At 70.6% G+C, this 26,398-nt stretch carries 25 protein-coding genes; 10 read left to right on the plus strand and 15 right to left on the minus strand.

Translation table 11 applies throughout. The annotated features are described in order from the left end of the window. The 3 genes from QNJ12_RS17210 to QNJ12_RS17220 all read right to left on the minus strand — a co-directional run. The coding region (locus QNJ12_RS17210; RefSeq protein WP_300624432.1) for an MFS transporter at positions 1–1,075 on the minus strand (1,075 nt) is incomplete at its 3' end. A gap of 54 nt (positions 1,076–1,129) precedes the next feature. After that, positions 1,130–2,230, minus strand: coding sequence for a class I adenylate-forming enzyme family protein (locus QNJ12_RS17215; RefSeq protein ID WP_300624434.1), 1,101 nt, complete (start codon positions 2,228–2,230; stop codon positions 1,130–1,132). Positions 2,231–2,233: 3 nt separating this feature from the next. Further along, positions 2,234–3,640 (minus strand): amidase, encoded by a 1,407-nt coding sequence (locus tag QNJ12_RS17220; RefSeq protein ID WP_300624436.1) that lies wholly within the window; start codon positions 3,638–3,640, stop codon positions 2,234–2,236. A gap of 20 nt (positions 3,641–3,660) precedes the next feature. On the opposite strand from QNJ12_RS17220, the gene QNJ12_RS17225 reads away from it, so the two are divergent. Next, complete coding sequence (locus tag QNJ12_RS17225; RefSeq protein WP_300624438.1) at positions 3,661–4,602, plus strand: 1,4-dihydroxy-2-naphthoate polyprenyltransferase; 942 nt, start codon at positions 3,661–3,663, stop codon at positions 4,600–4,602. A gap of 1 nt (position 4,603) precedes the next feature. On the opposite strand, the gene QNJ12_RS17230 is transcribed toward QNJ12_RS17225, so the two are convergent. Next, positions 4,604–5,365, minus strand: coding sequence for an alpha/beta fold hydrolase (locus QNJ12_RS17230; RefSeq protein WP_300624439.1), 762 nt, complete (start codon positions 5,363–5,365; stop codon positions 4,604–4,606). After that, a complete protein-coding gene (locus QNJ12_RS17235; protein ID WP_300624441.1) occupies positions 5,349–6,062 on the minus strand; it encodes a DsbA family oxidoreductase in 714 nt (237 codons plus the stop codon). Before QNJ12_RS17235 ends, QNJ12_RS17230 begins: the two co-directional genes overlap by 17 nt. A gap of 35 nt (positions 6,063–6,097) precedes the next feature. Here QNJ12_RS17235 and menD point away from each other — a divergent pair, with 35 nt between their 5' ends. From menD to QNJ12_RS17250, 3 genes are read left to right on the plus strand one after another with little or no spacing between them, the layout of a single operon-like run. After that, positions 6,098–7,735 (plus strand): 2-succinyl-5-enolpyruvyl-6-hydroxy-3-cyclohexene-1-carboxylic-acid synthase, encoded by a 1,638-nt coding sequence (menD, locus tag QNJ12_RS17240; protein ID WP_300624442.1) that lies wholly within the window; start codon positions 6,098–6,100, stop codon positions 7,733–7,735. Between the two features lie 47 nt (positions 7,736–7,782). After that, a complete protein-coding gene (locus QNJ12_RS17245) occupies positions 7,783–8,340 on the plus strand; it encodes a hypothetical protein (protein ID WP_300624443.1) in 558 nt (185 codons plus the stop codon). A gap of 14 nt (positions 8,341–8,354) precedes the next feature. Beyond that, a complete protein-coding gene (locus QNJ12_RS17250; RefSeq protein ID WP_300624445.1) occupies positions 8,355–9,266 on the plus strand; it encodes a threonine/serine dehydratase in 912 nt (303 codons plus the stop codon). Between the two features lie 12 nt (positions 9,267–9,278). On the opposite strand, the gene QNJ12_RS17255 is transcribed toward QNJ12_RS17250, so the two are convergent. Further along, entirely contained in the window at positions 9,279–10,457 is a 1,179-nt protein-coding gene (locus QNJ12_RS17255; RefSeq protein ID WP_300624446.1) for an isochorismate synthase MenF, read from the minus strand. 2 nt (positions 10,458–10,459) lie between these two features. Next, entirely contained in the window at positions 10,460–11,176 is a 717-nt protein-coding gene (locus QNJ12_RS17260) for a ubiquinone/menaquinone biosynthesis methyltransferase (RefSeq protein WP_300624447.1), read from the minus strand. Between the two features lie 62 nt (positions 11,177–11,238). On the opposite strand from QNJ12_RS17260, the gene QNJ12_RS17265 reads away from it, so the two are divergent. Then, positions 11,239–12,459, plus strand: a complete 1,221-nt coding sequence (locus QNJ12_RS17265; RefSeq protein ID WP_300624449.1) for an acyl-CoA dehydrogenase family protein — start codon at positions 11,239–11,241, stop codon at positions 12,457–12,459. Positions 12,460–12,492: 33 nt separating this feature from the next. Here the strand turns inward: QNJ12_RS17265 and QNJ12_RS17270 are convergent, their stop codons facing one another. Together QNJ12_RS17270 and QNJ12_RS17275 are read right to left on the minus strand one after the other, a co-directional pair. Continuing rightward, positions 12,493–13,797 carry a DUF1501 domain-containing protein gene (locus tag QNJ12_RS17270; protein ID WP_300624450.1) on the minus strand — a complete coding sequence of 435 codons (1,305 nt, stop codon included), beginning with the start codon at positions 13,795–13,797 and terminating at the stop codon, positions 12,493–12,495. Further along, positions 13,794–15,047, minus strand: a complete 1,254-nt coding sequence (locus tag QNJ12_RS17275; RefSeq protein ID WP_300624451.1) for a DUF1800 family protein — start codon at positions 15,045–15,047, stop codon at positions 13,794–13,796. The genes QNJ12_RS17270 and QNJ12_RS17275 overlap by 4 nt, the downstream gene beginning before the upstream one ends. Before the next feature lie 119 nt (positions 15,048–15,166). Between QNJ12_RS17275 and ppk2 the strand changes: the two genes are divergently transcribed. After that, a complete protein-coding gene (ppk2, locus tag QNJ12_RS17280; protein ID WP_300624452.1) occupies positions 15,167–16,042 on the plus strand; it encodes a polyphosphate kinase 2 in 876 nt (291 codons plus the stop codon). Positions 16,043–16,288: 246 nt separating this feature from the next. Further along, positions 16,289–17,188, plus strand: coding sequence for an LLM class flavin-dependent oxidoreductase (locus QNJ12_RS17285; protein ID WP_300624453.1), 900 nt, complete (start codon positions 16,289–16,291; stop codon positions 17,186–17,188). Between the two features lie 7 nt (positions 17,189–17,195). Here the strand turns inward: QNJ12_RS17285 and QNJ12_RS17290 are convergent, their stop codons facing one another. Together QNJ12_RS17290 and QNJ12_RS17295 are read right to left on the minus strand one after the other, a co-directional pair. Next, positions 17,196–18,575, minus strand: coding sequence for a serine hydrolase (locus tag QNJ12_RS17290; RefSeq protein ID WP_300624455.1), 1,380 nt, complete (start codon positions 18,573–18,575; stop codon positions 17,196–17,198). An 87-nt stretch (positions 18,576–18,662) separates the two neighbouring features. Further along, positions 18,663–19,121 (minus strand): MaoC family dehydratase, encoded by a 459-nt coding sequence (locus tag QNJ12_RS17295; protein ID WP_300624457.1) that lies wholly within the window; start codon positions 19,119–19,121, stop codon positions 18,663–18,665. Between the two features lie 46 nt (positions 19,122–19,167). On the opposite strand from QNJ12_RS17295, the gene QNJ12_RS17300 reads away from it, so the two are divergent. Next, positions 19,168–20,730, plus strand: a complete 1,563-nt coding sequence (locus QNJ12_RS17300; RefSeq protein ID WP_300624459.1) for a class I adenylate-forming enzyme family protein — start codon at positions 19,168–19,170, stop codon at positions 20,728–20,730. An 18-nt stretch (positions 20,731–20,748) separates the two neighbouring features. Further along, positions 20,749–21,612 (plus strand): GTPase Era, encoded by an 864-nt coding sequence (era, locus tag QNJ12_RS17305; RefSeq protein ID WP_300624461.1) that lies wholly within the window; start codon positions 20,749–20,751, stop codon positions 21,610–21,612. Between the two features lie 24 nt (positions 21,613–21,636). Here era and QNJ12_RS17310 read toward each other — a convergent pair whose 3' ends face one another. Both QNJ12_RS17310 and QNJ12_RS17315 read right to left on the minus strand, forming a co-directional pair. Then, positions 21,637–22,425: a GerMN domain-containing protein gene (locus QNJ12_RS17310; RefSeq protein ID WP_300624463.1), complete on the minus strand. Its 789-nt coding sequence runs from the start codon at positions 22,423–22,425 to the stop codon at positions 21,637–21,639. Continuing rightward, a complete protein-coding gene (locus QNJ12_RS17315) occupies positions 22,422–23,795 on the minus strand; it encodes a HAMP domain-containing sensor histidine kinase (protein ID WP_300624465.1) in 1,374 nt (457 codons plus the stop codon). The genes QNJ12_RS17310 and QNJ12_RS17315 overlap by 4 nt, the downstream gene beginning before the upstream one ends. A gap of 289 nt (positions 23,796–24,084) precedes the next feature. Between QNJ12_RS17315 and QNJ12_RS17320 the strand changes: the two genes are divergently transcribed. Continuing rightward, entirely contained in the window at positions 24,085–24,771 is a 687-nt protein-coding gene (locus QNJ12_RS17320; RefSeq protein ID WP_300624466.1) for a response regulator transcription factor, read from the plus strand. On the opposite strand, the gene QNJ12_RS17325 is transcribed toward QNJ12_RS17320, so the two are convergent. After that, on the minus strand, positions 24,772–25,656 hold the full coding sequence (locus tag QNJ12_RS17325) for a molybdopterin-dependent oxidoreductase (protein WP_300624468.1): 885 nt from the start codon (positions 25,654–25,656) through the stop codon (positions 24,772–24,774). It abuts the gene before it with no gap. Then, on the minus strand, positions 25,653–26,398 hold a 746-nt coding region (locus tag QNJ12_RS17330), incomplete at its 5' end, for a cytochrome b/b6 domain-containing protein (protein ID WP_300624470.1). The genes QNJ12_RS17325 and QNJ12_RS17330, both read right to left, overlap by 4 nt.

Consider the following 26,398-nt stretch of genomic DNA (forward strand, 5'->3'; position numbering starts at 1 on the left):
CGGCGCCGAGCCATCGGTAGACGCTGTTCACGCGCCCGAACCGGTCGGGCGGGATCAGCTGCTGGCGAACGGTGATCGTGACGACGTTCCAGATCGTGATCGCCATGCCGAGCGCGAAGCCCGCGGCCCCGACCATCCAGGCCGGCGGGGCCAGACCGATCACGAGCTGCGCCGCGCCGAACACCAGGTAGGGGGCCACGACCGAGAGCCGGAGACCGATCGCGATGATCACGCGATGGCCGAGCAGTCCGCCCGAGGCCCCACCCATGGCGGTGATCGCGAGGAGCAGGCCGAAACCGAGGCTGTCGAGGCCGAGCTCGTCGATCGCGTACTTGACGAAGATCCCCTGCCCGAACATCAGCCCGAGGTTGGTCACCGTGAACATCGCCGCCAGCGTCCTCAGCAGCGGGTGGTCGAGCAGCCAGCGCATGCCGGCGCGGAGGCGGGTGTCGAGCGGCGTGTCGAGCGTGACCGGGGGCACCTGCGTGGTGCGGATCGTCACGATCAACGTCGCAGCGATCGCGAACGAGGCTGCGTTGACCGAGAACGGGAGACCGACGGCGGCATCGAAGAGCAGGGCGCCGATCGACAGCCCGAGGATGCTCCCGGCGACGATCTCGGCAGCGAACAGCAGGCCGTTGGCGCGAGCGAGCTGCGGTGACGCGACCAGCATCGGGAGGAAGGCCTGCGCCGTGCTGTCGAACACGACCTCGCACATCCCGACGACGACGAGCAACCCGAACAGCAGCCAGATCGTGAGCCAGCCGTTCACGGCGCCGACGGCGATCACGGCGAACAAGCCGACGCGGACGAGGTTCGCGGCGACCATGAGCGATTGCCGGTCGAGCCGGTCGACGACGACCCCGACCGGCAGGGCGATGAGGACCCAGGGAAGGAACGTGGCGAACGCCGTCAGCGCGAGGAGGCGCTCGTCGCGTGTGAGTGTCAGGGCGAGCAGCGGCATCGCCGCGAAGTTGATGCCGTCGCCGAGGTTGCTGATCGCGCTCGCCGACCATTGCCGCCAGTAGGCGCCAGGGAGGGCTGGTCGCTCGACCGGCGCCGCGACGGCGGTCATCGCCCGCCCGGCCCGAGCGAGATGACGTTCGTGCGGGCGGTCACGGCGCCGACGTTACCGGGCCAGTGCCGGCAGCTGTTGACGGATGAGCTTGCCGAGGGGCGTCCGCGGCAGCTCGCGGACCAGGACGACTCGGCGCGGCGCCCAGTGGGCGGGCGCCCGCTCCTTGACGAAGTCGCGCAGTTCGGCAAGGGGGACCTCCGACTCGGAGGGGACGATGAGCGCCGTCACCACCTCGCCCCACTCGTCGTCGGCAACGCCCACGACGGCCGCGTCGCCGACAGCGGGGTGGTCTCGCAGGAGTGCTTCGACCGGGTCGGGCCACACGTTCTCGCCGCCGGTGATGATGAGGTCGCCGCGGCGCCCGTGCACGGTCAGGAGGCCGTCGTCGTCGAGCGCGCCGAGGTCACCGGTCGGGAACCAGCCGTCCGAGGTTTTCGGATCGGTGCCGTCCCGGTAGCAGCGGAGCAGCATCGGGCACCGTAGGTGGATCTCGGTGTCGAGGACGCGGACGTCGACCCCCTCGAGCGGCAGGCGGTCGTAGACCACACCGCTTCCCGACTCGGTCATGCCGTAGGTCGTCACCGTGTTGGCAGGTCGATCGGCCGGCGGCGGCGAGCCGCCGAGCACGATCGTCCGGAACAAGGTCGCGTCGATGCGGCGCAGCGCGGTCGGCACCAGCGAGACCAGCGACGCGCCGGACCCTTCGACGGCCGCCGCGTCGAACCCTGGGTGCACCGTCAGCCGTGTACCGGTGTGCAGCGCACGCGTGACGACCGAGAGCCCACCGACGTGCGCCATCGGCAGGCACGCCAGCCAATGGTCGTCGTCGCGGACGCCGAGGCGGCGCGACGTGGCCTCGGCGGAAGCCCGTACCGCGTCGTGGGTGAGCACGACACCCTTCGGTTCCCCGGTCGAACCGCTGGTGGCGACCACCAGTGCGTCGCCGGGCTCGGTCGGCCGACCCTCGGACAGCGACCGACGACCACCCGACGTCTCGACGATCGCACCGGCGCCGAGCCGGCTGAGGAGTTGCCGCTTGACGACTCGGGGGAGACGCTGATCGACGGGGAGCACGGCATCGCCGGCATCCCACGCGCGTCGCAGCTCGTCGACGAAGCGGTCGCCGCCCGGCAGGTCGAGTGCGACGAGCAACGATCAGGCCGTGACGGGGTCGATCGGTGTGTGGACGCCCTCGGCCTGCTGGATCTGCTCGGCGATCGTCAGGCAGCGCAGGTCGGTGTACTTGTCGCCGATGACCTGTACCCCGACGGGGAGCCCGGCGGCCATGCCGCACGGGACGACGACGCCGGGGATGCCCAGCACGTTGCCCGGCAGCACGGGGCGGAGCGTGTCGCCGAGGATCGTGCGGACGTCGTCGTCGTTGGTGTCGGCATCGTGCTCGAACGCCGGGAACGCCCAGGTCGGTGACAACAGGATCGGGTGCTCGACGAAGAACGACGACCAGTCGCGCATCAGCTTGAAGCGGGCGGCCTGGAGGTCGCACGACGACTGCATCGTCGGCTCGGGGTACTGCGCGATGAGGGCATCGATGATGCCCCTCGCCTCCTCCGACATGACCAGGTCGAGCAGCGGGCGCTGTGCGTTGATGTCCGCGATCAACAGCATCGCCCAGAGCATCGACGTCTCCTCGAAGTCGGGCGGCGCGGCCTCGACCACGTGATGGCCCTGGTCGGCCAGGTGATCGGCGGCGTGCTTGACGGCGGCCGCGATCTCGGGGTGCGTCTCGCCGCCGGGCGGGTCGGCCATCACGGCGACGGTGATCCGCTCGTCACGCTCGAGGTCGGTCAGGCGAGCCGGCACCGAGCGCGGGTCGCGCTCGCTCCATCCGGCTACGGCTTCGAATCCGGCGCGGACGTCGGCGACGAGCCGGGCCATCGGGCCCTCGCACAGCATCTGCTGGGCCGCCAGCATCAGATCCTCCGGCGGGACGACGGTCGCCATGGGCACGACCCCGACCGTGGGCTTGATCGATGCGATGCCGCAGCAGTGGGCCGGGTTGCGCAGTGACCCGCCGATGTCGTTGCCGAGACCGATCGGGCTGATGCCGGCGGCGATGGCCGATGCCTCGCCGCCGCTGGACCCACCTGCCGTCACACCGGGGTGCCACGGGTTCCGGGTCAGGCCGTGGAGCGTCGAGCGGGTGTGGACCCGCAGGCCCAGGTCGGGCAGGTTGGTGCGCGCGAACGGGATCGCACCGGCGGCCCGCATCCGTTGGACGGTCGGCGCGTCGACCGGTGCCACGGCTTCTGCCAGCGCTGGGATGCCCTGCGTCGTCGGCGTCCCCGCCACGTCGATGTTCTCCTTCACCGTGCACGGCACGCCGTGCAGCGGCCCGACCGCTTCGTCGTGCGCGAGCGCAGCGTCGGCCGCGTCGGCTGCCGCGAGCGCCTCGTCGTCGAGGCGCCGCACCACCGCGTTGAGGTGCGGGTTCACGTCGTCGGTGCGAGCGAGATGTGCCTCCATGACGGCCCGGCAGGACACCTCGCCCGAACGGATCTTCGCCGCCAGTTCCAGGGCCCCCAGTTGCCAGAGTTCGCTCATGGCCCCATCATGGCGCACGCATGTCGAGCGACCCCCAACCCGACCACCCGGGCACATCCGTCGCGACCGATGGCCCGTCGCCCTCGTGGCGCGACTGGCTGGCGGGCGCTCGCCCGCGGACCCTGCCGGCCGCCGTCGTGCCGGTCGCCGTCGGTGCCGGGTGCGCCGTCGGGGTCTCCGGTGTCTCGCTCGGTGGCGTGACGTGGTGGCGGGTGGCGCTCGCCCTGCTCGTCTCGTTGCTGCTGCAGGTGGGCGTCAACTACGCCAACGACTACAGCGACGGCGTCAGGGGCACCGACGACGTCCGCGTCGGCCCGCTCCGCTTGGTGGCCGGTGGGCGTGCGTCGCCGGCGGCGGTCAAGCGTGCCGCACTGGCGACGTTCCTCGCAGCGGCCGTCGCCGGCCTGGTGCTCGCGATCGCGACGTCGTGGTGGCTGCTGCTCGTCGGCGCCCTAGCGATCGTCGCTGCGTGGGGATACACCGGCGGACCCAAGCCGTACGGATACCTCGGCCTCGGCGAGCTCTTCGTGTTCGTCTTCTTCGGGCTCGTCGCCACGGTCGGGACGACGTACGTCGCGATCGTCGACGTGCCGGCGGTCACCTGGATCGCAGCGACCGGCGTCGGCTTCCTGGCGTGCGCGCTGCTCGTGATCAACAACCTGCGAGACATCCCGACCGATCGCGAGGTCGGCAAGCGCACCCTGGCCGTGCGGTTGGGGGACGGGCGGACGCGCTGGTTCTACACCGGCCTCGTCGCTGGCGCCGTCGCCTGTGCCGGGCTCGCTGCATTCGACCGGCCGTGGGCGGCGCTCGGCGCCGGATCGCTCGTGCTCGCGTTGTCACCGGTGCGGCGAGTCCGCAGCGGAGCGGTGGGCGCCGATCTGATACCCGTGCTCGGTGAGACCGGCAGGCTCCAGCTGGTGTACGGCCTGTTGCTGGCGGTCGGTCTCTCGATCGGCTGAGCTACCTCGCAGCGTCCTGCGCCTGGTGCAGGATCCAGTCGGCGACGATCGCCGCCGTCCGGTCCGGTTGCTCGGCGTGCGCGGCGTGGCCGGCGCCCGCAACGACTGCGAAGTCGGCGTTCGGGAGTGCGTCCGCCATGCGGGTCCCGATCTCGGTGAACTTGCCGTCGAGCTCGCCGGCGAGCACCAGCGCGGGGATGCCGACCTCGCCCAGCCGCCCCCAGAGCGACGCCTGGACGCCGGTGCCGGCCGACCTCAGGCTGTGGGCCAGGCCCGCCGCCGTGTTGCGCAGCCGTTCCCGTCGCCCGGCGCGTTCCGGGGGCAATGTGGAGAACAGCGGCGCAGCGAGCCACTCGTCGACGAAGCGCTCGACGCCGATCTCGCCGATCCGGCGGGCGCGGTCCTCGTCCGCGGTGCGGCGCGTGGCGCGCTCGCCGTCGGCGTCGATCCCCGGGGTCGCTCCGAGGAGCACGAGCCGTTCGACGCGCGCGTCGCCGGTCAGCGCGGCGTGGAGTGCGTAGCGCCCACCCATGGAGTAGCCGACGTAGGTGCCCGTGCCCGCCAGGTCGGTCATCGCCTCGGCGGCCTCGCCGATGCCGCGAGCATCGTCGGTGCTGAGCCCGTGGCCCGGCAGGTCGACGAACACCACGTCTGGATGGTCGAGTCGCCGTGCGATCGAGAAGGCACAGCGGTGCCAGTGGCGGTGGGTCTGCGTGAACCCGTGGAGGAAGACGAGCCGCCCGACGTCAGTCCCCTGGCGCATCGTCGGCACCGGCCCCAGCCGATGTGGTGGCGGCGGCCGATTCGAGCGTCGCCTTCTCGCTGAGGCGCCGGATGACGTTGACGAACGTCTCGGGATCCTGAGCGCCGGGGATCGCCCATCGCCGGTTGATCACGAACGTCGGCACGGCGCTGATGCCTGCATCGGCGGCCTCCTCGAGGAACGCCGCGACCTCGGCGCGGCCGCGCTCGCCGTCGAGGAACGATCTGATCTCGTCGCGCCGGAAACCGACCTCGGCCGCGCAGTCGGCGAGCGCGTCGGGATCACCGATGTCGAGGCCGTCGACGAAGTAGGCCTGCAGCAGGCGCTCCTTCAGCCGGTCCTGCGGTACCGGCGAGTCGGGCTGCTCGGCGAGCCAGAGCAGCCGGTGGGCGAGCAGTGTGTTGGCCCGGAGGGCACGATCCATGCGGAAGGCGAGCCCGTCGCCGGCCGCTGCCTCGGTGACGCGGTCGATGACCATCTGGGCCTGGTCGGGACCGCCGAACTTGCGGGCGTACGCTTCGAAGACCGGCTGCGTCCTGCCGGGCGACGCGGTCGGGTCGAGCTGGTACGGCCGGTACACGACGTCGAGCGCGACCTCGCCGTCGAGTGCCTCGACCGCACGTTCGAACCGGCGCTTGCCGATGTAGCACCAGGGGCACACGACGTCGGACCAGATCTCGACGCGCAGCGCAGTCATGGTGGACGACGTTAGGCGCCGTATCGTCGGACCGCATGACCGCAGCACCGGCCCGGGTGGGAGACGCCAACGCCACCGCCTGCGCCACGCTCGTCGACGAGTGGATCCGCTGCGGGGTCACCCACGCAGTCGTCGCCCCTGGGTCACGAAGCACACCGATGGCGATCGCACTCGCGTCCCGCGCCGAGATCGCCTGTCACGTGGTCCACGACGAGCGGGTCGCGGGCTTCGTCGCGATCGGGTTGGGGCTCGGCGGGGTGCCGGCCGTGCTGTTGTGCACGAGTGGCACGGCGGCGGCCAACTTCTCCCCGGCGGTCGTCGAGGCCGGGCTCTCGGACGTACCGGTGATCGTCGCCACGGCAGACCGTCCGCCCGAGCTCCGCGGCATCGGCGCCCCGCAGACGATCGATCAGATCGAGCTGTACGGCCGCTCGGTTCGCTGGTTCCACGACGCAGAACCCCCCGACGACGCCGACCCGTCGTCGTGGCGACCGCTCGCGCAGCGCGTGTTCTCGACGGCCCGCACCGGGCCGGTCCACCTCAACCTGCCGTTCCGCGAGCCGCTGCTCGGAGTCGCCGGCGAGCTGCCCGAGCCGATCGGGCCGCCGCTCCCGATCCCCGTCGGCCGCGCCACGTCGGGACCCGTCACCGGCGACCTCGATCGTCAGCGCGGCGTCATCGTGGCCGGCGGGCGGTCGGGTGTCGATCCCGCCGAGGTCGAGCGGCTGGCCGGGCGGCTCGGCTGGCCGGTGCTCGCGGACCCGTCGTCGGGGCTCCGGGGCGCAGCGAACTCCGTCACGGCCTTCGACTCGTTGCTGCGCCACGACGACTTCGCGCGGGCCCACGCCCCCGAGGTGGTCATCCGCGTGGGGCGCGCACCAGCCTCGAAGGTGCTCTCGCAGTGGACGGTCGCGTCGGGCGCTCCGGTGCTCCAGGTCGGCGGACCGGGTGTGGTCGATCCCGACCGCAACGTCGCCGCGTTCTGCACGTTGGATGATCTCGCCCCGCTGTCGGGCGCGATCGACACGCCCTGGATGGCGCGGTGGCGCCACGCCAACGACCGGGCCGAAGCCGCCCTGGAGGAGGCCCTGTCGGGTGGTCCGCTGAGCGAACCGGCGGTGGCGCGGCTGGTGGCGGGGCACCTGGCCGACGACGCCGAGCTCGTGGTCGCGTCGTCGATGCCCGTCCGCGACCTCGAGTGGTTCGGCGGCGCCGCTGCGCGTGCCCATGCCAATCGGGGCGCCAACGGCATCGACGGCGTCGTGTCGACCGCGCTCGGTCGGGCACTCGCCGGCCGTCCGACGGTGGCGCTGGTCGGTGACATCGCGTTCGTGCACGACAGCAACGCACTCACCGCGCTCACGACGCGGTCCGCCGACCTCCGCATCGTCGTCGTCGACAACGACGGTGGGGGCATCTTCTCGTTCCTCCCACAGGCGACGTCGCTCGGGCGCCAGCGGTTCGAGCAGCTGTTCGGCACCCCGCACGGCACCGAGATCGAGCGGATCGCCGGCGCGCACGGTGTGCCCGGCCGGACCGTCGACGCGGCCGTCGACCTCGTCGACGCCGTCACCACGCCCGGCCCGAGCGTGACCCGCGTGGTCACCGACCGGGACGCCAACGTCCGGCTGCACGACGAGTTGCATCGGGCCGTCGGCGCCGTCCTGCGCTGACGGCACGCGGCGTCGTCGACGACCGAGCGGGCTGCTAGAACCTGCCCGTGGCGACTGAGTGGCTGACCCAGCGGCAGCGCGACGGCGGGGTCGATCCGATCCGCCTCCCGGCCGAGCTGCCGGGCCGGCTGTGGTTGTGCGGCAAGCACGCAATCGGCGCAGGGCAGTGGGCCGAACCGGCAATGTCGCAGGCGACCGTCGTCTGCCTCTGCGAGCGCCACGAGCTCGCCGAACGGTATCCCGCGTACGTGGCGTGGCTCGACCGGCACGCGCCGGATGGTGAGCGGGCGCTGTGGTTTCCCATCCACGATCTGCACGCGCCGCCGATCGACCGGATGCTGCCGTTCGTCGATCGCTTGGTCGACGCGCTTCGTGCTGGTCGCGAGCTCGTGGTGCACTGCGGCGCCGGGATCGGCCGCGCCGGAACGACCGCGGTCTGCGTCCTCCTGCGGCTGGGCCTCGATCGCGACGACGCCCTGGTCGTGGTCGCCGCCGCTCGACCGGGGGCGGGGCCGGAAGCCGGCGCGCAGCGGCTCCTCGTCGATCTGGTGTCGGCCCGACAGCACGAGGTCCCGAACCGGCTGCCGCATGGGGACCCGGTATGATGGCCGGTGGTGTCGTGACGCCCGACGACGTCGAGCGCGCCGCCGGGCTGATCGCCCCGTACGTGCGGCGAACGCCGACGATCGAGCATGGCCCTCTGGTGCTCAAGCTCGAGCTCCTCCAGCACGCCGGCTCGTTCAAGACGCGGGGCGCCTTCAACCGGGTGCTCGGTGAGCCGTCGATCCCCGATGCCGGATTGATCGCCGCCAGCGGTGGCAATCACGGTGCCGCGCTGTCGTACGTCGGCGGTCGGCTCGGCGTGGCGACCGAGATCTTCGTACCGTCGACGTCGCCCGACGTCAAACGTCGCAACATCGAGCGCTTCGGTGCGACGGCGTACGTCGTCGACGGCTACTACGACGACGCGCAGGCCGCAGCAGATGCACGCCAGCGCGAGACCGGAGCGCTGCAGATCCATCCGTACGATCATCCGGCGACCGTCGCCGGGCAGGGCACGATGGCCCGAGAGCTCGATCAGCAGGTCGCTGCGATCGACACCATTGTCGTCGCGGCCGGTGGTGGCGGCTTCGTCGCCGGTCAGGCGGCATGGTTCGGCGACCGGGTCCGCGTCGTGAGCGCCGAGCCCGAGACGTCGCAGTGCCTGCGCGCCGCGCGCATGGCGGGTGAGCCCGTCGACGTCGATGTCAGCGGCGTCGCCGCCGATTCGCTCGGCGCCAAGCGGCTCGGCGCGGTGCCGTGGGCGATCGTCCAGCGGTTCGTCGACGAGGCGGTGGTCGTGACCGACGACGACATCCGCGCGGCCCAACGCGAGCTCTGGGCCGAGTTCCGGCTCGTCGTCGAACCCGGAGGCGCTGCCGCGTTCGCCGCGCTGCGCTCAGGTGCCTATCGACCGGGGTCCGACGAGCGAGTCGTGGTCGCGGTCTGCGGGTCCAACTGCGACCCGTCGACGATCATCGATGCGTCATGACGAGCGAGCGCCTCAGGGTCGCACGATCGCGCTCAGCATCGCCTGGAACTTCGCCTGGGTCTCGGCCAGTTCGGCATGCGGGTCGCTGTCGGCCACGATGCCGCCTCCCGCGACCAGCCGCGCCGAGCGACGGTCGTCGGAGAGCTCGGCGCAGCGCAGCGACACCGCCCACTGACCGTTGCCCGACCCGTCGCACCAACCGACCGCGCCGCCGTAGACGCCGCGCTCGAACCCCTCGACCTCGGTGATCAGCTCGATCGCCGCGCTCCGCGGGTAGCCGCCGACCGCCGGCGTCGGCTGCAGGGCTCGCACCAGCTCGACGACCGTGGCGGTGGGCTTCGAGAGCATGCCCTCGGCCTGCGATCCGAGGTGCTGGACGTTGGCCACCTTGACGATCGAGGGCTCGGGCGCCCAGTCGAGATAGCTGCAGTAGGGGAGCAGCGTGTCGCGCACCATCTCGATCGCCACGCGGTGCTCGATCTGGTTCTTGGCGCTGGCCTGCAGCTCGGCCGCCAGCGCTGCGTCGAGCTTCGGGTCGCCAGTGGTGCGCGTGGTGCCGGCCAGCGGGTGGGCGCTGACGATGTCGCCGTCGACCCCGACCAGGAGCTCGGGCGACGCGCCGATGAAGCCGTCGACCGAGAACCGGTAGCTCGATCCGAACGTCGCCTTGAGGCGACGGAGCACGGCGTGCACGTCGATCGGCCGATCGGCCTCGACCTGGATCGGTCGGGCGATGACCGCCTTGTCCATGCGGCCGCCGCGGACCGCGTCGCGCGCGCTGGCGACCGCCGCGAGGTAGTGCTCGACGTCGACGCCCGGGCGGATCGACCAGTTCGAGGCGGTGGGTTCGGGCTCGGTGGCCGGGAGCAGCGACTCGTCGGCGTCATCGATCGTCGTGATCCAGCGGTGGCCGGCGGCCGACTTGCCCACCACGGCAGCGGGGACGATCAGGTCGGCCGGAGCACCCGGTAGGAACGGCAGTGCGCCGATCGCGATCGGCCCCGTGGCGCCTCCCGTGCGATCGTCGTGGTCGATCGCCGCGAGGAAGCCGACCGCGTCGTCGACCGGCACCCTCGCCGCGACGCCGCGACCGGCGAACCCGACCCCTTCGCGCACGAACAGGTAGCCGTCGGCGCGAGCGATGTCGTTGAGGTCGAGGTCGGTGTCGAGGGGCACGGTGACGGCCCGCATGGTCAGCTCCGGGTGGCGAGCAGCTGCTGGGTCAGTCCGCCCGACAGCAGGTGGTGCGAAGCGTTGGCGAAGCCGGCGGCCCGGAGCATGTCGAGCATCTCGGGCGGCTCGGGCAGGTACGCGACGCTCTTGGGCAGGTACCGGTAGGCCGCGCCGTCCGAGAGCAGTGCCCCGATCCGCGGCACGACCTTGCCGAAGTAGATGTCGTTGCCGAACCGGATCGCCGGGTTCGTCGGCACGCCGACGTCGAGCAGTGCGATGCGCCCGCCGGGGCGCACGACACGGGCCAGCTCGGCGAAGAAGGCCGGTAGCTCGAGCAGGTTCCTGAGCGCGAACCCGCACGTCACGCCGTCGACCGCTGCGTCGGGGACCGGCAGGCGCAGGATGTCGGCCTGCACCCGGGGCGCACCGGACCGGTCCGCGGCGAGCATGCCGTAGCTGAGGTCCATCGAGACCGGCGTCAGTCCGGCCTCGCGGAGGTCGATGCACAGGTCGCCGGTGCCGGCTGCGAGGTCGAGCACGAGCGACCCCTCTGGCAAGTGGAGATCGCGCACCGTCTTGCGCCGCCACCGCACGTCGAGCCGGAACGTCATCACACGGTTGACGAGGTCGTAGCGCGGCGCGATCGCGTCGAACATCTCGCGCACCGCCTCGCGCTTCTCGGCGCCCTCGGGCAGCGTGTCGCGGTCCCACGACGAGCCGGTCTCGGTTCCTGTCATCCCTGGTGAGGCTACGGCTGCCTGGTTCGCCGTGCCCACCTGTCGACCGTCAGACTCGACGGATGATCGATTTCAGCTTCGCTCCCGAGGTCGACGAGGTGCGCCTCAAGGTGCGTGACTTCATGGAGAGTCGTGTTCGCCCGGCGTGGGATGCGACCGATCAGGACGACCGGTCCGAGGTCGTGAAGACCATCGTCGAGCTCCGCAAGGAGGCGAACGGCGAGTGGGGGCTCTGGCTGCCGCACATGCCACCCGAGTGGGGTGGCATGGGCCTCGGCCCCACGGCGATGGCCGCCGTCTCGGCCGAGGCGTCGAAGGTGCCGATCGGCCCGTTCGTCATCAACGCCCAGGCACCCGACGAGGGCAACCAGCACACCCTGCTGCATTGGGGCACCGACGCGCAGAAGGAGAAGTACCTCAAGCCGCTCTGCGAGGGCACGGCGCGCTCGTGCTTCGCCATGACCGAACCCGAGGTCGCCGGGTCGGACCCCACGCTGATCAAGACGTTCGCGTACCGGGACGGCGACGAATGGGTCGTCAACGGCCACAAGTGGTTCATCTCGGGTGCCCGGGGCGCGAAGTTCGCACTGCTCGTCGCGCGGACCGAGGAGGACCCCGAGATCCCTCAGGCCGCGAACTCCTGCTTCATCGTCGACATGCCGTCGGAGGGCTGGAACATCGTGCGCGACGTCGAGACGATGTCGGGCGGCCACAACCACTGCGAGATCCTGATCGAGGACCTGCGGGTGCCGGCCGAGAACATGCTCGGCGGCAGGGGCCAGGGCCACCTGCTCGGTCAGTACCGGTTGGGGCCGGCACGACTCGCGCACTGCATGCGCTGGATCGGCCAGGCCGAGATCGCGCTCGACATGATGGTCGACCGTGCGCTCGACCGCTACAGCCACGGCTCGTTGCTGGCCGAGAAGCAGGGCATCCAGTGGCTCATCAGCGACTCGGCCGTCGAGCTGTACCAGTGCAAGCTGATGGTGCTCCACGCGGCGTACCAGATCGAGCAGGGCATGGAGTTCACGGCGGTCGTGTCGATGGCGAAGCACTTCGTCGCGAACAGCCTGTGGCGGATCATCGATCGGGCGATCCAGGTGCACGGCGCGCTCGGGTACTCGACCGATACGCCGCTCGCCCACATGTTGCAGCAGGCGCGTTGGGCGCGATTCGCAGACGGCGCCGACGAGATCCACCAGATGCGCATCGCGCAGCGCACGATCGCCGCGTACAAGGATCACGGCACGACCAAGGTCGCGACCGGCAACCTGCCGCTCTGACGCCGGACGCCGACGGGGGCGGCGCCCATTCGGTCAGACGAGGAGCGCGAGCTCGTCGTTGCGCCCGCCGAGGACGGCCTCGGCGTCGCCGCCCAGCCAGTCGAGCCCGGCGGTGAGCACCGTCCGTGGATCGAACTGCGGGCGGAGATCGCCGTCGAGCAGATCGCTCGTGTCGATCGACCCGTGCAGTCCGGGTCGAATCGCGTCGCCCATGACGAAGCTGACGCCGGCGGCGCCGTGATCGCAGCCGTTGCTCGCGTTCTCGCGCACCCGGCGGCCGAACTCGCTGTGGGTCACGAGCAGGACGCGGTCGCTCGCTCCGGCGGCGTCGAGTGTCGCCCAGAAGGCGGCGAGCCCGGTGGCGAGGTCGCTCAGCAGATCGGCGTGCGTCCCGAGCTGGTCGCTGTGGGTGTCGAAGTTGCCGTGGGTCACGGTGATCGCCCGGGCTCCGACATCGCCGAGGATCAGCTGCGCGGCCACGGCGAGGCCGGTCGAATAGCCGCCGCGGGTGCCGTACGGATCCGCGGTCGTCGCAGGGATCTCGGCTCGGACGGCGTCGGCGATGGCGTCGAACTCCTCGACGGCGCCCAGCGACGAGGCGAAGGCGGCCTGGGCCGCGGCGGCCAACCGTTCATCGTTCACCGGTTCGGTCAGCGCCCGGATCGCTCGGTGCGGCAGGTCGCTCGGGAAGGCGAACGCGTCGATCGCATCGATGACGGTGCCCTGCCGGGCGGCGCCGCGCAGCATCTGACCTCCGCTCCCGAGCGCCGTCGCGCCGAGCGCCGAGGGGGCGTCGGGGAGCGTGTCGAGCCAGCGGCCGAGCCATCCCGTCGACTCGTCCATCCGGTCCGCCTTGACCCAGCGATCGGTCGACACGAAGTGCGATCGGTCCGGATCGTCGAACCCGATGCCGGCGACCGTGGCGATGCGGCCGGCGTCGAAGAGCGGCAGCAGCGGGGCCAGTGACGGGTGCAGTCCGTGCCCCTCGAGGCTCGCCGTGGCGATGATCTCGTCCTCGGGCAGCGCCAGGGTCGGGCGAAGGTCGCGGTAGCGTCCGTCGAGGGGCGGCAGCGTGTTCACGGCGTCGTTGCCGCCCGCCAGCTCGACCATCACCAGCACGCGATCGTCGGGCACCAACTCGGCTGGGGCGGTCACCGTGGTCACGACCGTCGGCGACCTCGTGGGCGGCGTGGGGGAGGCTGTCGACGGCGCCGTCGACTCGGTGGGGCCGGCGACCGTCGTCGGAGGAGCGCCGCCGATCGACGGGCGCTGCGTGCACCCGGCGGCGAGCAGGCCACCACCGAGCGCCAGGAACCGTCGGCGCGAGATCGTGATCATGTCAGCAGGTTCTCCGGGCTCACGAGGGCGAGCGTGAGCCGGTTGGTGGTGCCCGCCGTCGCCGCGAGGGCGGCTCGCGTCGATGCCCCGAACGGCTCGCTCACGCCCAGGTGCTGCGCGGCGAGATCCCAATCCGACTGATCGACGGCGATACGGAGCGGTTCGTCGTCCGCCGTGTGCTCGGCGATCGCGGCGGCGACGTTGGTCCGGGCGATCAACGAGCTCGCGGTGAACCACGCCTCGCCGGTCGGCCAGCCGGCCACGTCGGGCGGGAGCATCGGCAGCTGGCCGATCTCGCGGACGTGGTCGCGGGCTCGGGCGATCACCCGTTCCGGCGGCGCACCGGTCACACGCAGCGCGCCGACGAACCAGGGGATCGGTGCGAGCACCAGCGGTCGGGCTCGCCCGTCGAGACCCATCCGCAGGGCGGTTGCGATGACGGGGTCGAGATGCATGTCGGCGTCCACGTAGCCGTCGGCCAGTTCGCTCGCCACGCCGGCGAGCGATTCGTCGTCGGGGTCGCCGAGGAACTCCGCTACGAGGCGTCTCGCCACGAACGTCGCGTGGGCCGGATGGCCGACGACGGCGTCGATGACCGTGTCGACGTCGTGGACGCCGTCGACGCCCAGCAACCGCTGCGGCGAATCGTCGTGGCGGCGCGGGACGAACCGAGCACGGGCCAGCGCAGGTGCGACGACCCAGCCGGTCAGCGCCCGTGCCGCCGCCAGCACGTCGGCCTCGGTGTAGTTGCCGACGCCGAGCGCGAAGAGCTCGAGCAGTTCGCGACCGTAGTTCTCGTTGGGCGCCGAGCCGGTCGACGTTCGCCCGTCGAGGTAGACGAGCATCGCTCGGTCGATGGTGATCGCCCGCAGCAGGTCGGGGTAGCTGCCGCCGCCCTGCGCCGCCAGCAGGCGGATCTGGTCGACCATCAGCTCGGGCAGCAGCACCTTGCCCAGCGACGAGACGAGCCAACCGTGGAGGAGCCACGTGCGCCGGTCCTCATAGGGCCGCTCGGTCGCGACCAGGTGCCTGAGCCAGCCGACCACCGCCTCGCGACGCCCGTCCCGCTCGGGGTCGAGCGCGAGCCCGTCCCACGGGTCGGACAGCGGCGCGTCCCCGTCGGGGCCCGGCCCGACGTGGTCGGCGACCGGATCGGCCGATCCGGCGTCGGCGATGGCCTGCAACGCCGCCGGGTGGATGCCGAAGCCGGCGCGCCGATGCAGCCATGCGAACGTCTCCCGGTCGTTCATCGCCCGACCCTCCCAGCGCCGGGTAAGAGCACGCCGTGAGCGCGGTGAGGACTTCCGGCCCGGGCCACGGGTGGTCGGGCGTTGCTACCGTCGGAGTCGACACGAAGGAGCGCACCCACATGGACGACCTCGACAACCTCGAGGCCCACGACGGCTACGACGGCACCGGCAACCTGCACTCGTACTCGCAACCTGCGGGGGACGAGCACTACACGAAGGACGGCAGGCTCAAGAAGAAGTACTACGAGGCCGAGCTGGCTCGACTCCAGGAGGAGTTGGTCAAGCTCCAGTACTGGGTGCAGCAGGAGCAGTTGCGCGTGCTGATCATCTTCGAAGGGCGCGGCTCGGCGGGCAAGGGCGGTGTGATCAAGCGCATCAGCGAGCGCACCAGCCCGCGGATCGTGCGGACCGAGGCGCTGCCGAAGCCGACCGAGCGCGAGCAGTCGCAATGGTACTTCCAGCGGTACGTGCCGCTGCTGCCGGCAGGCGGCGAGATCGTGCTGTTCGATCGCAGCTGGTACAACCGCTCGAACGTCGAGTGGGTCATGGGGTTCTGCACCGAGGACCAGCACCAGGAGTTCCTCCGCAGCTGCCCCGAGTTCGAGCGCATGCTGGTGCGGTCGGGGATCATCATCCTCAAGTACTGGTTCTCGGTGAGCTACGAGGAACAGGAGCGGCGCTTCGCCGCCCGCAACGAGGAACCCCTCAAGCGGTGGAAGCTGTCCGACATGGACCTCGAGGAGCACCGTCTGTACGTCCGCTACTCGATGGCGAAGGACACGACGTTCCAGTACACCGACATCAAGCAGGCGCCGTGGTACGTCGTGCCGTCCGACGACAAGAAGCGGGCGCGGCTGAACTGCATGAGCCACATCCTGAAGATGGTCCCCTACCGCGACATCGTGCCCGACCCGGTCGAGATCCCGGCCCGGCTCTCAGAGCCGTACATCCGCCCACCGGTCGGCGACCAGACGTTCGTCGAGCAGCTGTACTGAATGTCCGGGCTGCGCACGTGGCGCTGCTGATGTAGCGGCCGCCCTCCCGAGCTGCGGGAAGCGGAATCGGCGTCACCTGCCGACTTCGCGGCCTGCACTTCGGCGCGGTGCGTCTGCGCTTCGGGGCTCGTCCGCCTCCGCGGCGCAGCGGACTCGTCGTCTGCGGTTCGGCGCTCGCCCCGCCTGCTCGGTGCGGGTCGGTCGGTCGGTGGGATGGGGGTTTCGCGCCCGGGGTAGGTTCGCACGATGGAGCTCGGGATCTCGCTCGCATCGGCGACCACGTTGCCGGCTGCCGAGGCCGGCCGGCATCTGGTTGCCCGGGTCCGCGCCGCCCACCGATCCGGGCTGGATTCGATGTCGGTCGGCGACAACCACATCGTCTCGGCCGTCAACTATCTGCAGAACACCCCGACGCTGGCACGTGCGCTCGCCGAGTGGCCCGGCCGCCCGGCGGGCTGCCTGTTCCTGCTGCCGATGTGGCCGCCCGTCCTCGCCGCCGAACAGATCGGCACACTGGCTGCGTTCCACGACGGGCCGTTCATCGTGCAGACGGGCATCGGGGGCGGGCCCAGCCAGTTCGCGGCGCTCGGGGCACGACTCGATCGGCGCGTCGCCGTCTTCCAGGAGGGCGTGCGGGTGGTCCGGGGGCTGCTGGCGGGGGAGTCGGTGTCGAGCGAGCTGTTCGGGTTCGACGACGTCTCGATCGCGCTCGTGCCGCATCAGCCGGTCGAGTGGTGGATGGGGACCGGTCACCCCGACGGGCTGCGGCGTGCCGCCCGATGGGGCGCAGCGTGGTATAGCTCACCGGGACCGAACGCCGACGAGACGGCGCATCTGGCCGCCGAGTACCGATCGGCATGCGACGAGCACGGCTCGACTGCACGCGTCGTCGTGCGCCGCGACGTGCTGGTGCTCGCCGACGGTGACGCGGCCCGCCGACACGCCGAGCGGGCGGTCGACGCCGGCTATCGCGGCATGTCCGTCGACCAGCTCGTCGTCGGCACGCCGGCCGAGGCGGCCGAGCAGCTGGCCCCGTTCGCCGAGATCGGCGTCGACCAGATCGTGGCTCGCACGATGGGGATCGCGCCCGACGTCGACCTCGAGACGATCGAGAGCCTGGGCGACGTGCGGGCGATGCTGAGCTGACCGAGTGTCACGAGCCGCCGCGCGCGGTGTGGTCGATCGTGTACGCCTGGATCCGGTCCGCGCGGTGTGGTGCCAGCGACAGCGAGATGCGGACCCGGTCGCCACTCGACGACGTGCACACGATCGTGCCGCGGGCGTCGTTGACCGCTTCGACGTTCACGATCGTCAGGGGCGTGTGCGCGGCGGCCTCCGCTCGGCGGCGCTCGTAGGAGTCGTCGGCTGCGACGTTGTCGGCGAACAGCTGGTCGGCGCGCTCGTCGGTCCACGCGTTGAGTTGCTCGACCAGTCGCCGGGCAGCAGCCGCGAGCGGAGGTGCCACGTCGGCGGGCCGGCGCGTGAGCAGGCCCTGGCGTGCCGCTTCGTCGAGCAACCGTGCGGCCAGCTCGGTCATCGGGGCGTAGGTCGAGTTGGCGAGCGCGATGGCCCCCACGCCGCTTCCCGAGACCCAGCGCATGCTCGACCCGTAGCCGGGGATGCCGCCGGAGTGGGCGATCACCGTGCCCAGATCCTGCTCGTGCATGATCCGCAGGCCGTAGCCGTAGCTCGTCGGGTGCCGGACACCGCGCAGGGTCCGGAGCCCGACGTAGGACTGCGGCGACTGCATCTCGCGACGGGACGCCCGGCTGAGCGGGCCGGCATCGTCGGCGTCGCGGGCGGGGAACGCGTCGTCGAGCCACGACACCCAACGGGCGAGGTCGGCGACCGTGGTCCACAGCCCACCCATCGGCGCGATCATGCCGTCGCCGAGAGGCGGGAGCTCGTCGACGAAGCCGTCGTCGAGCCAACGCATCGGGCGCGTCCAGTCCTCGTGGTCGGGCTGCACCCAGGTCGTCCTTCCCAGTTGCAGCGGTGCCAGCAGCCGCTCGGACACGTGGTCCTGCACGGTGCGACCGGTGGCCCGCTCGACGACCCGGCCCAACAGGGCGAACCCGAAGTTCGAGTACTCGTAGCTGGTACCCGTCGGCCGGGCGAACACCCCACCGTCGGCGACGACCGCGTCGAAGTCCGCCGCAGGCAGGTCGAGATGCCGGTCGGCCCACGGGTCATCGGTGACGAGGCCGCTCGTCATCGCCAGCAGATCGCGGATCGTGATCGGTGGTGCGTCGGCGGTGGGGGACCGGAAGGACGTCAGCTCCGGGGCATGGACACCGATCGGATCGTCGAGTCGGAGCTGCCCGTCGTCGCGCAGGGCCAGCGTCGCCGCCGCCGAGAACGACTTCGTCATCGAGGCGATCCGGTACACCGTCCCGGCCGACACGTCGCCGACCGACCCGGTCAGCTCGAGCCGGCCGCCGGCGACGATCCCCCACGAGACCGTGGGGCAGTGCTGCTCTGCGGCCGTGTCGGCGACGAGGCGGTCGAAGGGCTCGCGGTCGACGTCGGACACCCGGTCAGTCTGCCCGATCGGCAGTGCTCGACCCGCCGGGTTCGTGCCCTGGTGTTCGGACTACCCGGGCACCGAGACGGACGTCGGTCACTCGTAGCTTCGATACACGACCTCGGCGACGCAGCTCGGCTTGGCGGCGCCCTCGCACTCGAAGGTGAACTCCATCGTCGATTGGACGCCGCCGGGGATGTCGTCGACAGCGAGCAGCTTGACGCCCAGCCGGAGCTTCGAGCCGACCATGACGGGCGCAGGGAACCGGATCTTGTTGGCGCCGTAGTTGACGCCCATCGAGAAGCCGGTGATCGAGACGACCTGGGGGTACAGCGCCGGACCGAGCGACAGCGTGAGGTAGCCATGGGCGATCGGGCCGCCGAACGGTCCCGCCTTCGCCTTCTCGACGTCGACGTGGATCCACTGGTGGTCGCCGGTCGCCTCCGCGAACAGGTTGACCTGCTCCTGGGTGATGTCGACGTACGGGCTGTATCCGAGATGTTCGCCGACGAGGGCCTTCATCTCGTCGGCGCCGTTGATGGTGCGTGCGGACATGTCCGCCAGCATGTCACCTGCGGTCGGGATGATACGAATACGGCCCATGACCGATCTGCTCACCGCCCACGCGGCGAACCAGCCAGACAAGATGGCCGTGATCGACGACCGCGGCGACGGTTCGGTACGCACCCGCACGTATGCCGAGCTCGAGCGGCGATCGAACCAGCTGGCGCACGTGCTCATGGCACACGGGCTGCGGCCGGGCGACAAGCTCGTCTGGTGCGGTCAGAACTCGGTCGGCGCGATCGAGGCGGTCAACGCGGCCCGCAAGGTGGGTGCCACTGCGGTCCCGCTGAACTACCGGCTCTCCGACGAGGAGGCCGCCTACGTCACCGATCACTCCGACGCGAAGATCGTCTACGTCGATCACGCCTACGCATCCCTGTTCGAACGGATCCGGGCCGACGTGCCGCAGGTCGAGACGGTGCTGGTGTTCGACGGGCCGGCACCGCCGGACATGGTCACGGTCGACCCGTTGATCGAGGCCGCCGAGGGTGACCCTGTCGTGCCGCCCGACGAGGACGACGAGCCGGGTTCGGCGACGATGATCTACACGTCGGGTACGACCGGCAAGCCGAAGGGCGCGTATCGACGGCGGATCACCAACTCCGAGCAGTCGGTCGCGATGCTCGGCTTCATCGGCTACCGGCCCGACGACGTCTACCTGACGACGGGTCCGCTGTACCACTCGGGTCCGGGTGGCTTCATGGCCATCGCGCTCGCGATGGGCCAGACGATCGTCCTCCAGTACAAGTTCGACCCCGAGGACTGGTTGCGGCTCGTCGAGACGTATCGGTGCACGTCGACGTTCGCCGCGCCGACGCCGATCCGCATGATCTGCAACCTGCCCGGCGAGGTCGTCGAGCGGTACGACCGCTCCTCGATGCGGGTGATGATCGCGAACGCCGCACCCTGGAGCTTCGCGCTGAAGCAGCGGTACGTGGCCACCTTTCCACCCGAGTCGTTGTTCGAGATCTACGGGTCGACCGAGCTGGGCGTCAACACGATCCTGCGGCCCGAGGACCAGATGCGCAAGCCGGGTTCGTGCGGCAAGGAGGCGCCGATGGTCGAGATCCGGCTCTATGACGTCGACGGCTCGATCGTGACCGGCACCGGTCCCGAGGCGACCGGCGAGCTGTACGTCCGATCGCCGTCGGTGTTCAACGACTACTACAAGCAGCACGACAAGTTCCAAGAGGACCATCGCGACGGGTTCCAGACCGTCGGCGACATCGCCTACCGGGACGACGAGGGCTTCCTCTACATCTGCGACCGCAAGAAGGACATGATCATCTCCGGTGGGATGAACATCTACCCGGCCGAGATCGAAGCGGCGCTCGAACAGCACCCCGACGTCTACGAAGCGGCGGTGTTCGGCGTACCGAGCGAGGAGTGGGGCGAATCGGTCCATGCGGTCGTGGTCAAGCGACCGGGGTCGGACCTCGACGACACTGCGGTCATCGCGCATGCCCGCGAGCACCTCGCTCACTACAAGGTGCCCCGGACGCTCAGCTGGATGGACGAGCTCCCGAAGACCGGGTCGGGCAAGGTCCTCAAACGCGAGCTGCGGCAGCCCTATTGGGCTGGTCACGGGAGCAACGTCTGATGCCGATGTCCGATTCCCATGTCTGACACCTCCGGCGACGGGTTCCGGTCCGGGTTCGTGACGCTGGTCGGGCGACCCAACGTCGGCAAGTCGTCGCTCGTCAACGCGATCTGCGGTCGCAAGGTCAGCATCGTCTCGGACAAGCCGCAGACGACGCGGCATCGCATCATGGGGGTGCTGACCCGACCCGACGCGCAACTCGTGTTCGTCGACACCCCCGGGCTGCACAAACCGGTCTCGGCCCTCGGGGAACGCGTCAACGCGACCGCGCTCGAGAGCACCGAGGACGTCGACGTGCAGTGCCTCGTGCTCGACGCCACGATGGCGTTCGGCAAGGGAGACCGCTGGGTCGCCGACCGGCTCGAGATCTCGTCGGCGATCGTCATCGTCAACAAGATCGACATCGCCTCGAAGGCGCAGGTGGTCGCGATGCTCGGCGCCGCGGGCGAGCTCGGGGCCGAGGCCTACTTCCCGGTGTCCGCCGAGACCGGCGAGGGGATCGCTGCGCTGGTCGAGCACCTGGCGTCGCGGCTGCCCGCGGGACCGAAGTACTTCCCCGACGACGAGATCAGCGACATGCCCGAGGAGCAGTTCGTCGCCGAGTTGGTCCGCGAGCAGTTGCTGGCGGTGACTCGGGACGAGCTCCCGTACTCGATCGCCACGCGGGTCACCGAGTGGGAGTGGCCGAGGATCCGCGTCGACGTGATCGTCGAGCGGGAGAGCCAGAAGGGCATGGTGATCGGCAAGGGCGGCAGCGTCCTCAAGGAGGTCGGCAAGCGGGCGCGTGCGCAGATGCCCGAGGGCGTCTACCTCGAGTTGCGCGTCAAGGTCGACAAGGACTGGCAGCGCCGGCCGGACCGGGTCGAGCGGCTCGGCTACTGAGCGTCGGCATCGCCGGGGCGTCGATCAGGGTGCGCTGGTGGGCGGCGGCTCGGGCACCGTGGTCGACGTCGTGGTGGTCGTGGTCGTCGTGGTGGTCGTGGTGGTCGTCGACACGGTTCCGGAGACGAGCACGCTGAAGTCGTCGAACGCCACCGGTTCGCCGGGCTCGCTGAACCCGTCCTCGGCCGGCAGGAACACGGTGATCGGGTCGCCGTCGATCGTGAAGACGACCTGGCCGATCGCACCCGCATCGGGCGTCGCGAACGATGTCAGGGTCAGGACGATCTGAGCGATCGCACGCCGCTCGCGGCTCGAGGACATGACGTCGAGCGCCTCCTGAGCGAGCGCCACGGTGGCGATGCCGCCCTCGAGGGAGACGTCGGCGATCAGGTCCGGGCGGACATCGCTGCGCAGGTTGCCGGCGACGAGGTCGGCTGGCGGCGACGTGAGCTGAGCCAGCACCGCGGCGAGCGTGACCGGCACGAACAGTGGCCGCGTCGTGCGCTGGATGTCGTCGCTGACGCCGACCGAGTAGAAGATGTCGGTCGTCCGGGTCTCGGGTGGCGGCAGCGTCGTGACGGTGGTGCCGGTGTCGCTGCTGTTCGACGGCTGGCTCGTCGGTGGCGGCAGCGAGGTGGTGGTCGTCGTGCTCGTCGTGGTGGTGTTGGCGAGCGCCGGCGGGAGATCCTCGTCGCGATAGGTGGTCACCCGATCGTCGGCGGGCAGACCGCAGGCGGTGAGCGCCAGCGTGCCGATCGCCAACGCGCCCACCATCCCGCTGACTCGCGTGGATGATCCGCGCCGGACACTCATGCGCTCACCGTCGGCAGCTGCACGACGAAGCGGGCGCCCCCGCCGGGCGCCTCCTCGACCCACGCGGTGCCGCCGAGGGCAGCTGCGTGCTCGGCGACCAGCGCGAGCCCGAGGCCGGTCCCGATGCGGTTGCGGGCGGCGCTGCCACGCGCGAACCGCTCGAAGATGCGGGTCCGCTCGCCGGCGGCGACGCCCGGTCCGCTGTCCTCGACGGCGATCAGCACGGTCTGGCGCTCGGATCCCGGCTCGATGGTGATGCGCGTCGGGCCGCCGCCGTGGTGGGTCGCGTTGTCGAGGAGGTTGCCCAGGATGCGCTCGAAGCGGACTCGATCGACCATCGCCCGTCGATGGGCGCGGCGATGCACCTCGATCGGCAGGTCGCCGTGCCCGTAGCGGTGCGACACGCGATCGCAGAGCTCGACGAGGTCGGCGGGCTCGGTGTGCAGGTCCTGCGAGCCCGCCTCGAGCCGCGACAGCTCGAGCAGGTCGATCACCATGTCGTCGAAGCGCCGTACCTGCCCGACGACGACGTCGAGCGCCTGCTGGGCGCGATCGGGGAGCTCCTCCCGGCGGGCGTCGAGGACCTCCACGGCCGCCGTCAGCGCGGTGATCGGCGAGCGCAGCTCGTGGCTGACGTCGGACGCGAACCGCTGCTCGCGCTCGATTCGTTGCTGGACCGAGTCGGCCATCTCGTTGAACGATCCGGCCAGGCGGTTGAGGTCGGGGTCGTTCTCGTCGTCGAGGCGGGTCTCGAGGCTGCCGGTCGCGAACTCGCCGGCTGCATCCGCAACGCGGGAGAGAGGCCTGAGCAGCCGTCGGCTCGTCGACCAGCCGAAGAAGACGGCCACGATCGTGGCCAGGATCGAACCGACGGTCAGCGCCGTGGCGAGCACCTGGAGCGTGCGCTCGGTCGTGTCGAGTGGGAAGGCCTCGAGGTAGCCGACGCCGAACGCCTGGAGGCTGATGCCGACGCCGAGATATGGCGTGCCATCGTCGTCGACGAACTGCTGCTGTCCCGATTGACCGCGTGTGACCGATTCGCGGAGCTCGGCCGGGAAGTTCTCCTCGTCGAAGCCGATGCGGGATTGGAGTTGGCGCGGCTGGGTCATCAACACGGCGAAGCCGTCGGGTTCGATGTCGAGCTCGAACAGCGTCCGCGACACATCGTCCGGATCGGTGATCAGGGCGTCGTTGAGCTGCTCGGCGTGGCGGATCGCGTCCGCTCGGGCGTTCGTCTCGTGTTGGTCGAGGAGCGAGTTGCGGGCGAAGAAGTAGGTCGCGACCGTCAGGCCGACGCCGCCGAGCAGTGCGAGCGCGCCGAAGAACAGGGTTACCCTGGTGCTCAGTCGCAGCGATCGCCGGCGGGCCATGATCCGTAGTGTTACACCGGCAGACCGGGTGCAGCCGCAGCCGGCCGGTGCACGCGATGAGGCCCGCCACGAGGGCGGGCCGGGGAGAGAAACGCCGCTGCCGGTGAGGCACCAGGGGGAGGAAGGCACCTCACCGGGGCAGCGTGAACGCTCATCATGGTGGCCGTCGTCTGTGACGACATCACGCCCGAAGTGTGCGATTTCTGTAACAAACGGGCCGATTCCGTGACGAAACCCCTGATAGCGACGTTCTTGCTGATGACGGAAACCATGCCACACTGGTGCCGACGTGGACACGCTGCTCTTCATCGAGGACGACGACGGGATCCGGTTGGCGCTCCGACTGGCGTTGGAGGACGAGGGCTACACGGTCCACGAGGCGGGCACCGGGACCGACGGGCTGGCGGCATTCGCCGAGCACGACGTCGATCTCGTCCTGCTCGATCTGCGTCTGCCCGACATGTCGGGGTTCGACGTGTGCCGCTCGCTGCGCGCGACCAGCATCGTGCCGATCATCATCATCACGGCACAGACCGACACCCACGACATGGTGGCGGGGCTCGAGGCCGGCGCCGACGACTACGTGACCAAGCCGGTGGTACCGAAGGAGCTGGCGGCGCGCATCCGGGCGCTGCTCCGACGGGTGCACCTGCTCGAGGCGTCCTCGACGCCCAGGCCGGCCAGGTTCGGCGACGTCGAGTTGCGCGCCGACCAGGGCATCGTGCTGAAGGGCGGACAGGAGATCAGCCTGACGAAGACCGAGTACCGACTGCTCTGTGAGTTCGCCGACCACGCCGGCGCCGTGCTGTCGCGCGATCAGCTGCTCGAGCGCGTGTGGGGGTACGAGTACCTCGGCGACTCGCGGCTCGTCGACGCTCACGTGCGCCGCCTGCGCCTGAAGGTGGAAGACACCCCCGACGACCCCAAGCTCATCGTGACGGTCCGAGGCATCGGCTACCGGCTCATGAGCTCGTGATCACAGACCTGCGTACCAGTCGTAGCTGCGTTCGGCCCAGTAGTCGGCGGGCCGTTCGTGGGTGTAGCGGATGACGCCGATCCGCTTGAGCGTCTTGATGCCGTACTTGTTCGGCGACGCGAGGCGGAGCGGGGCACCGTGGGCCTGGTCGAGCGGCTCGCCGTGCTCTCGGAGCGCGAGGAGCGTCTGGGGGTGGAGGATCGAGTCGATGTCCCAGCCGACGTAGTAGCCGCCGTCGGGCGTCTCGAGACCGACGTAGGGGACGTCGCCGACACGATCGGCGTAGCGCTCGTGGAAGTCGCTGAACCTGGCACCGCCCCAGTGGGTGACGTGCGACCAGCCCTCGATGCACTTGTGCTCGATGACGAGGTCGCGCTGGGGGAGTGCTTCGAACGTCGAGATGTCGAGCTCGTCGAGCAACTCGCCGTCCGGCCCCTCGACGCGGACCGTCCAGGCTGCGAGATCGATCTCGTCACGGATGCCGATTCGACCGTTGACGCGGATCGGCGACGCGTCCTCGATGTCGAACTCGGGGGCCGATCGCGCCGGCAGCGCCGACCAGATCGCCTCGTTCCGCTCGAGCTGATCGCGGATCACGTCCGGGATCCCGTCGTCCACCGGCCGGTTCTGCACCCAACGCCAGAACAGACCCGCACCGACGACGCCGGCGGCACCCGTCAGGAACGAACGTCGCGACCGCTTCTTGAACTCGTCGACCGGGATCGCCTCACCGCTGCGTGCTTGGGCTCGCAGCTCGAGCTCACGGCGGGTGGACCGGTGGCCGGATGCGTCGCCCGGCGCGTCGCTCTCGCCGGCGTCGCCGGCCACGGCGTCGTCCCCGATCTGGATCGACGGGTCGCCGTCGGTACCGTCGCGCTCGGTCACGATGCACCTCCTCGTTGGTCGCCGCCGGGTTCGTCGGTGTCGTCATCAGCGACCTCGTCGACCCCGGCCGCCTCGTCGGTGCGGGCACTGACGGTCGCGTTGGCCTCGGCCGCGGCCGCGACGGCGAGCCGGTCGAGGTGGTCCGGCTGCTCGATCTCGTAGCCGGTCACCATCGCCCGGAAGTTGCCCCACCCGGCCCTGGCCACCTGCAGGATGTGCACGAGGAAGAACAGGACGATCCCGATCGTCATCGCGAAGTGGACGAGGCGGGCACCCTGGTACCCGCCGAACAACAGCGGCAGGGGATGCAACTGCGTCGGCTTGTAGATCGCGAACCCGCTGACGACGACGATCAGGGCCATCGCCAGCACGATCGTGTACGAGATCCGCTGGGCGGCGTTGTACCGGCCCTGCGGCGGTGCCTCGGACTTGATGTGCAGGTCGTGGAGGACGACGTCGCGGGCTTCGGGCAGCGATCGACGATCGGGCAGGATGTGTCGCCACTCGCCGCTCAGCGCCAGGTAGACGGCGTAGGCGATCCCGTTGATCACGAACAGCCAGCCGAACGAGAAGTGGAACGCCATGCCGCGGGCGAGGCGGCGCTCGAGGTCGAGCGTCTCGTACACGGCGTCGGGGAAGAAGGCGAAGAACTCCCAGCTGCCGATCCCGAACGCGTAGACGTCCTCGGCCCAGTAGATCCGCAGGCCGGTCCAGATCATGATCGCCAGCAGCGGGAAGTTGA

The sequence above is a fragment of the Ilumatobacter sp. genome (assembly GCF_030065885.1).
Lineage (GTDB): Bacteria > Actinomycetota > Acidimicrobiia > Acidimicrobiales > Ilumatobacteraceae > Ilumatobacter.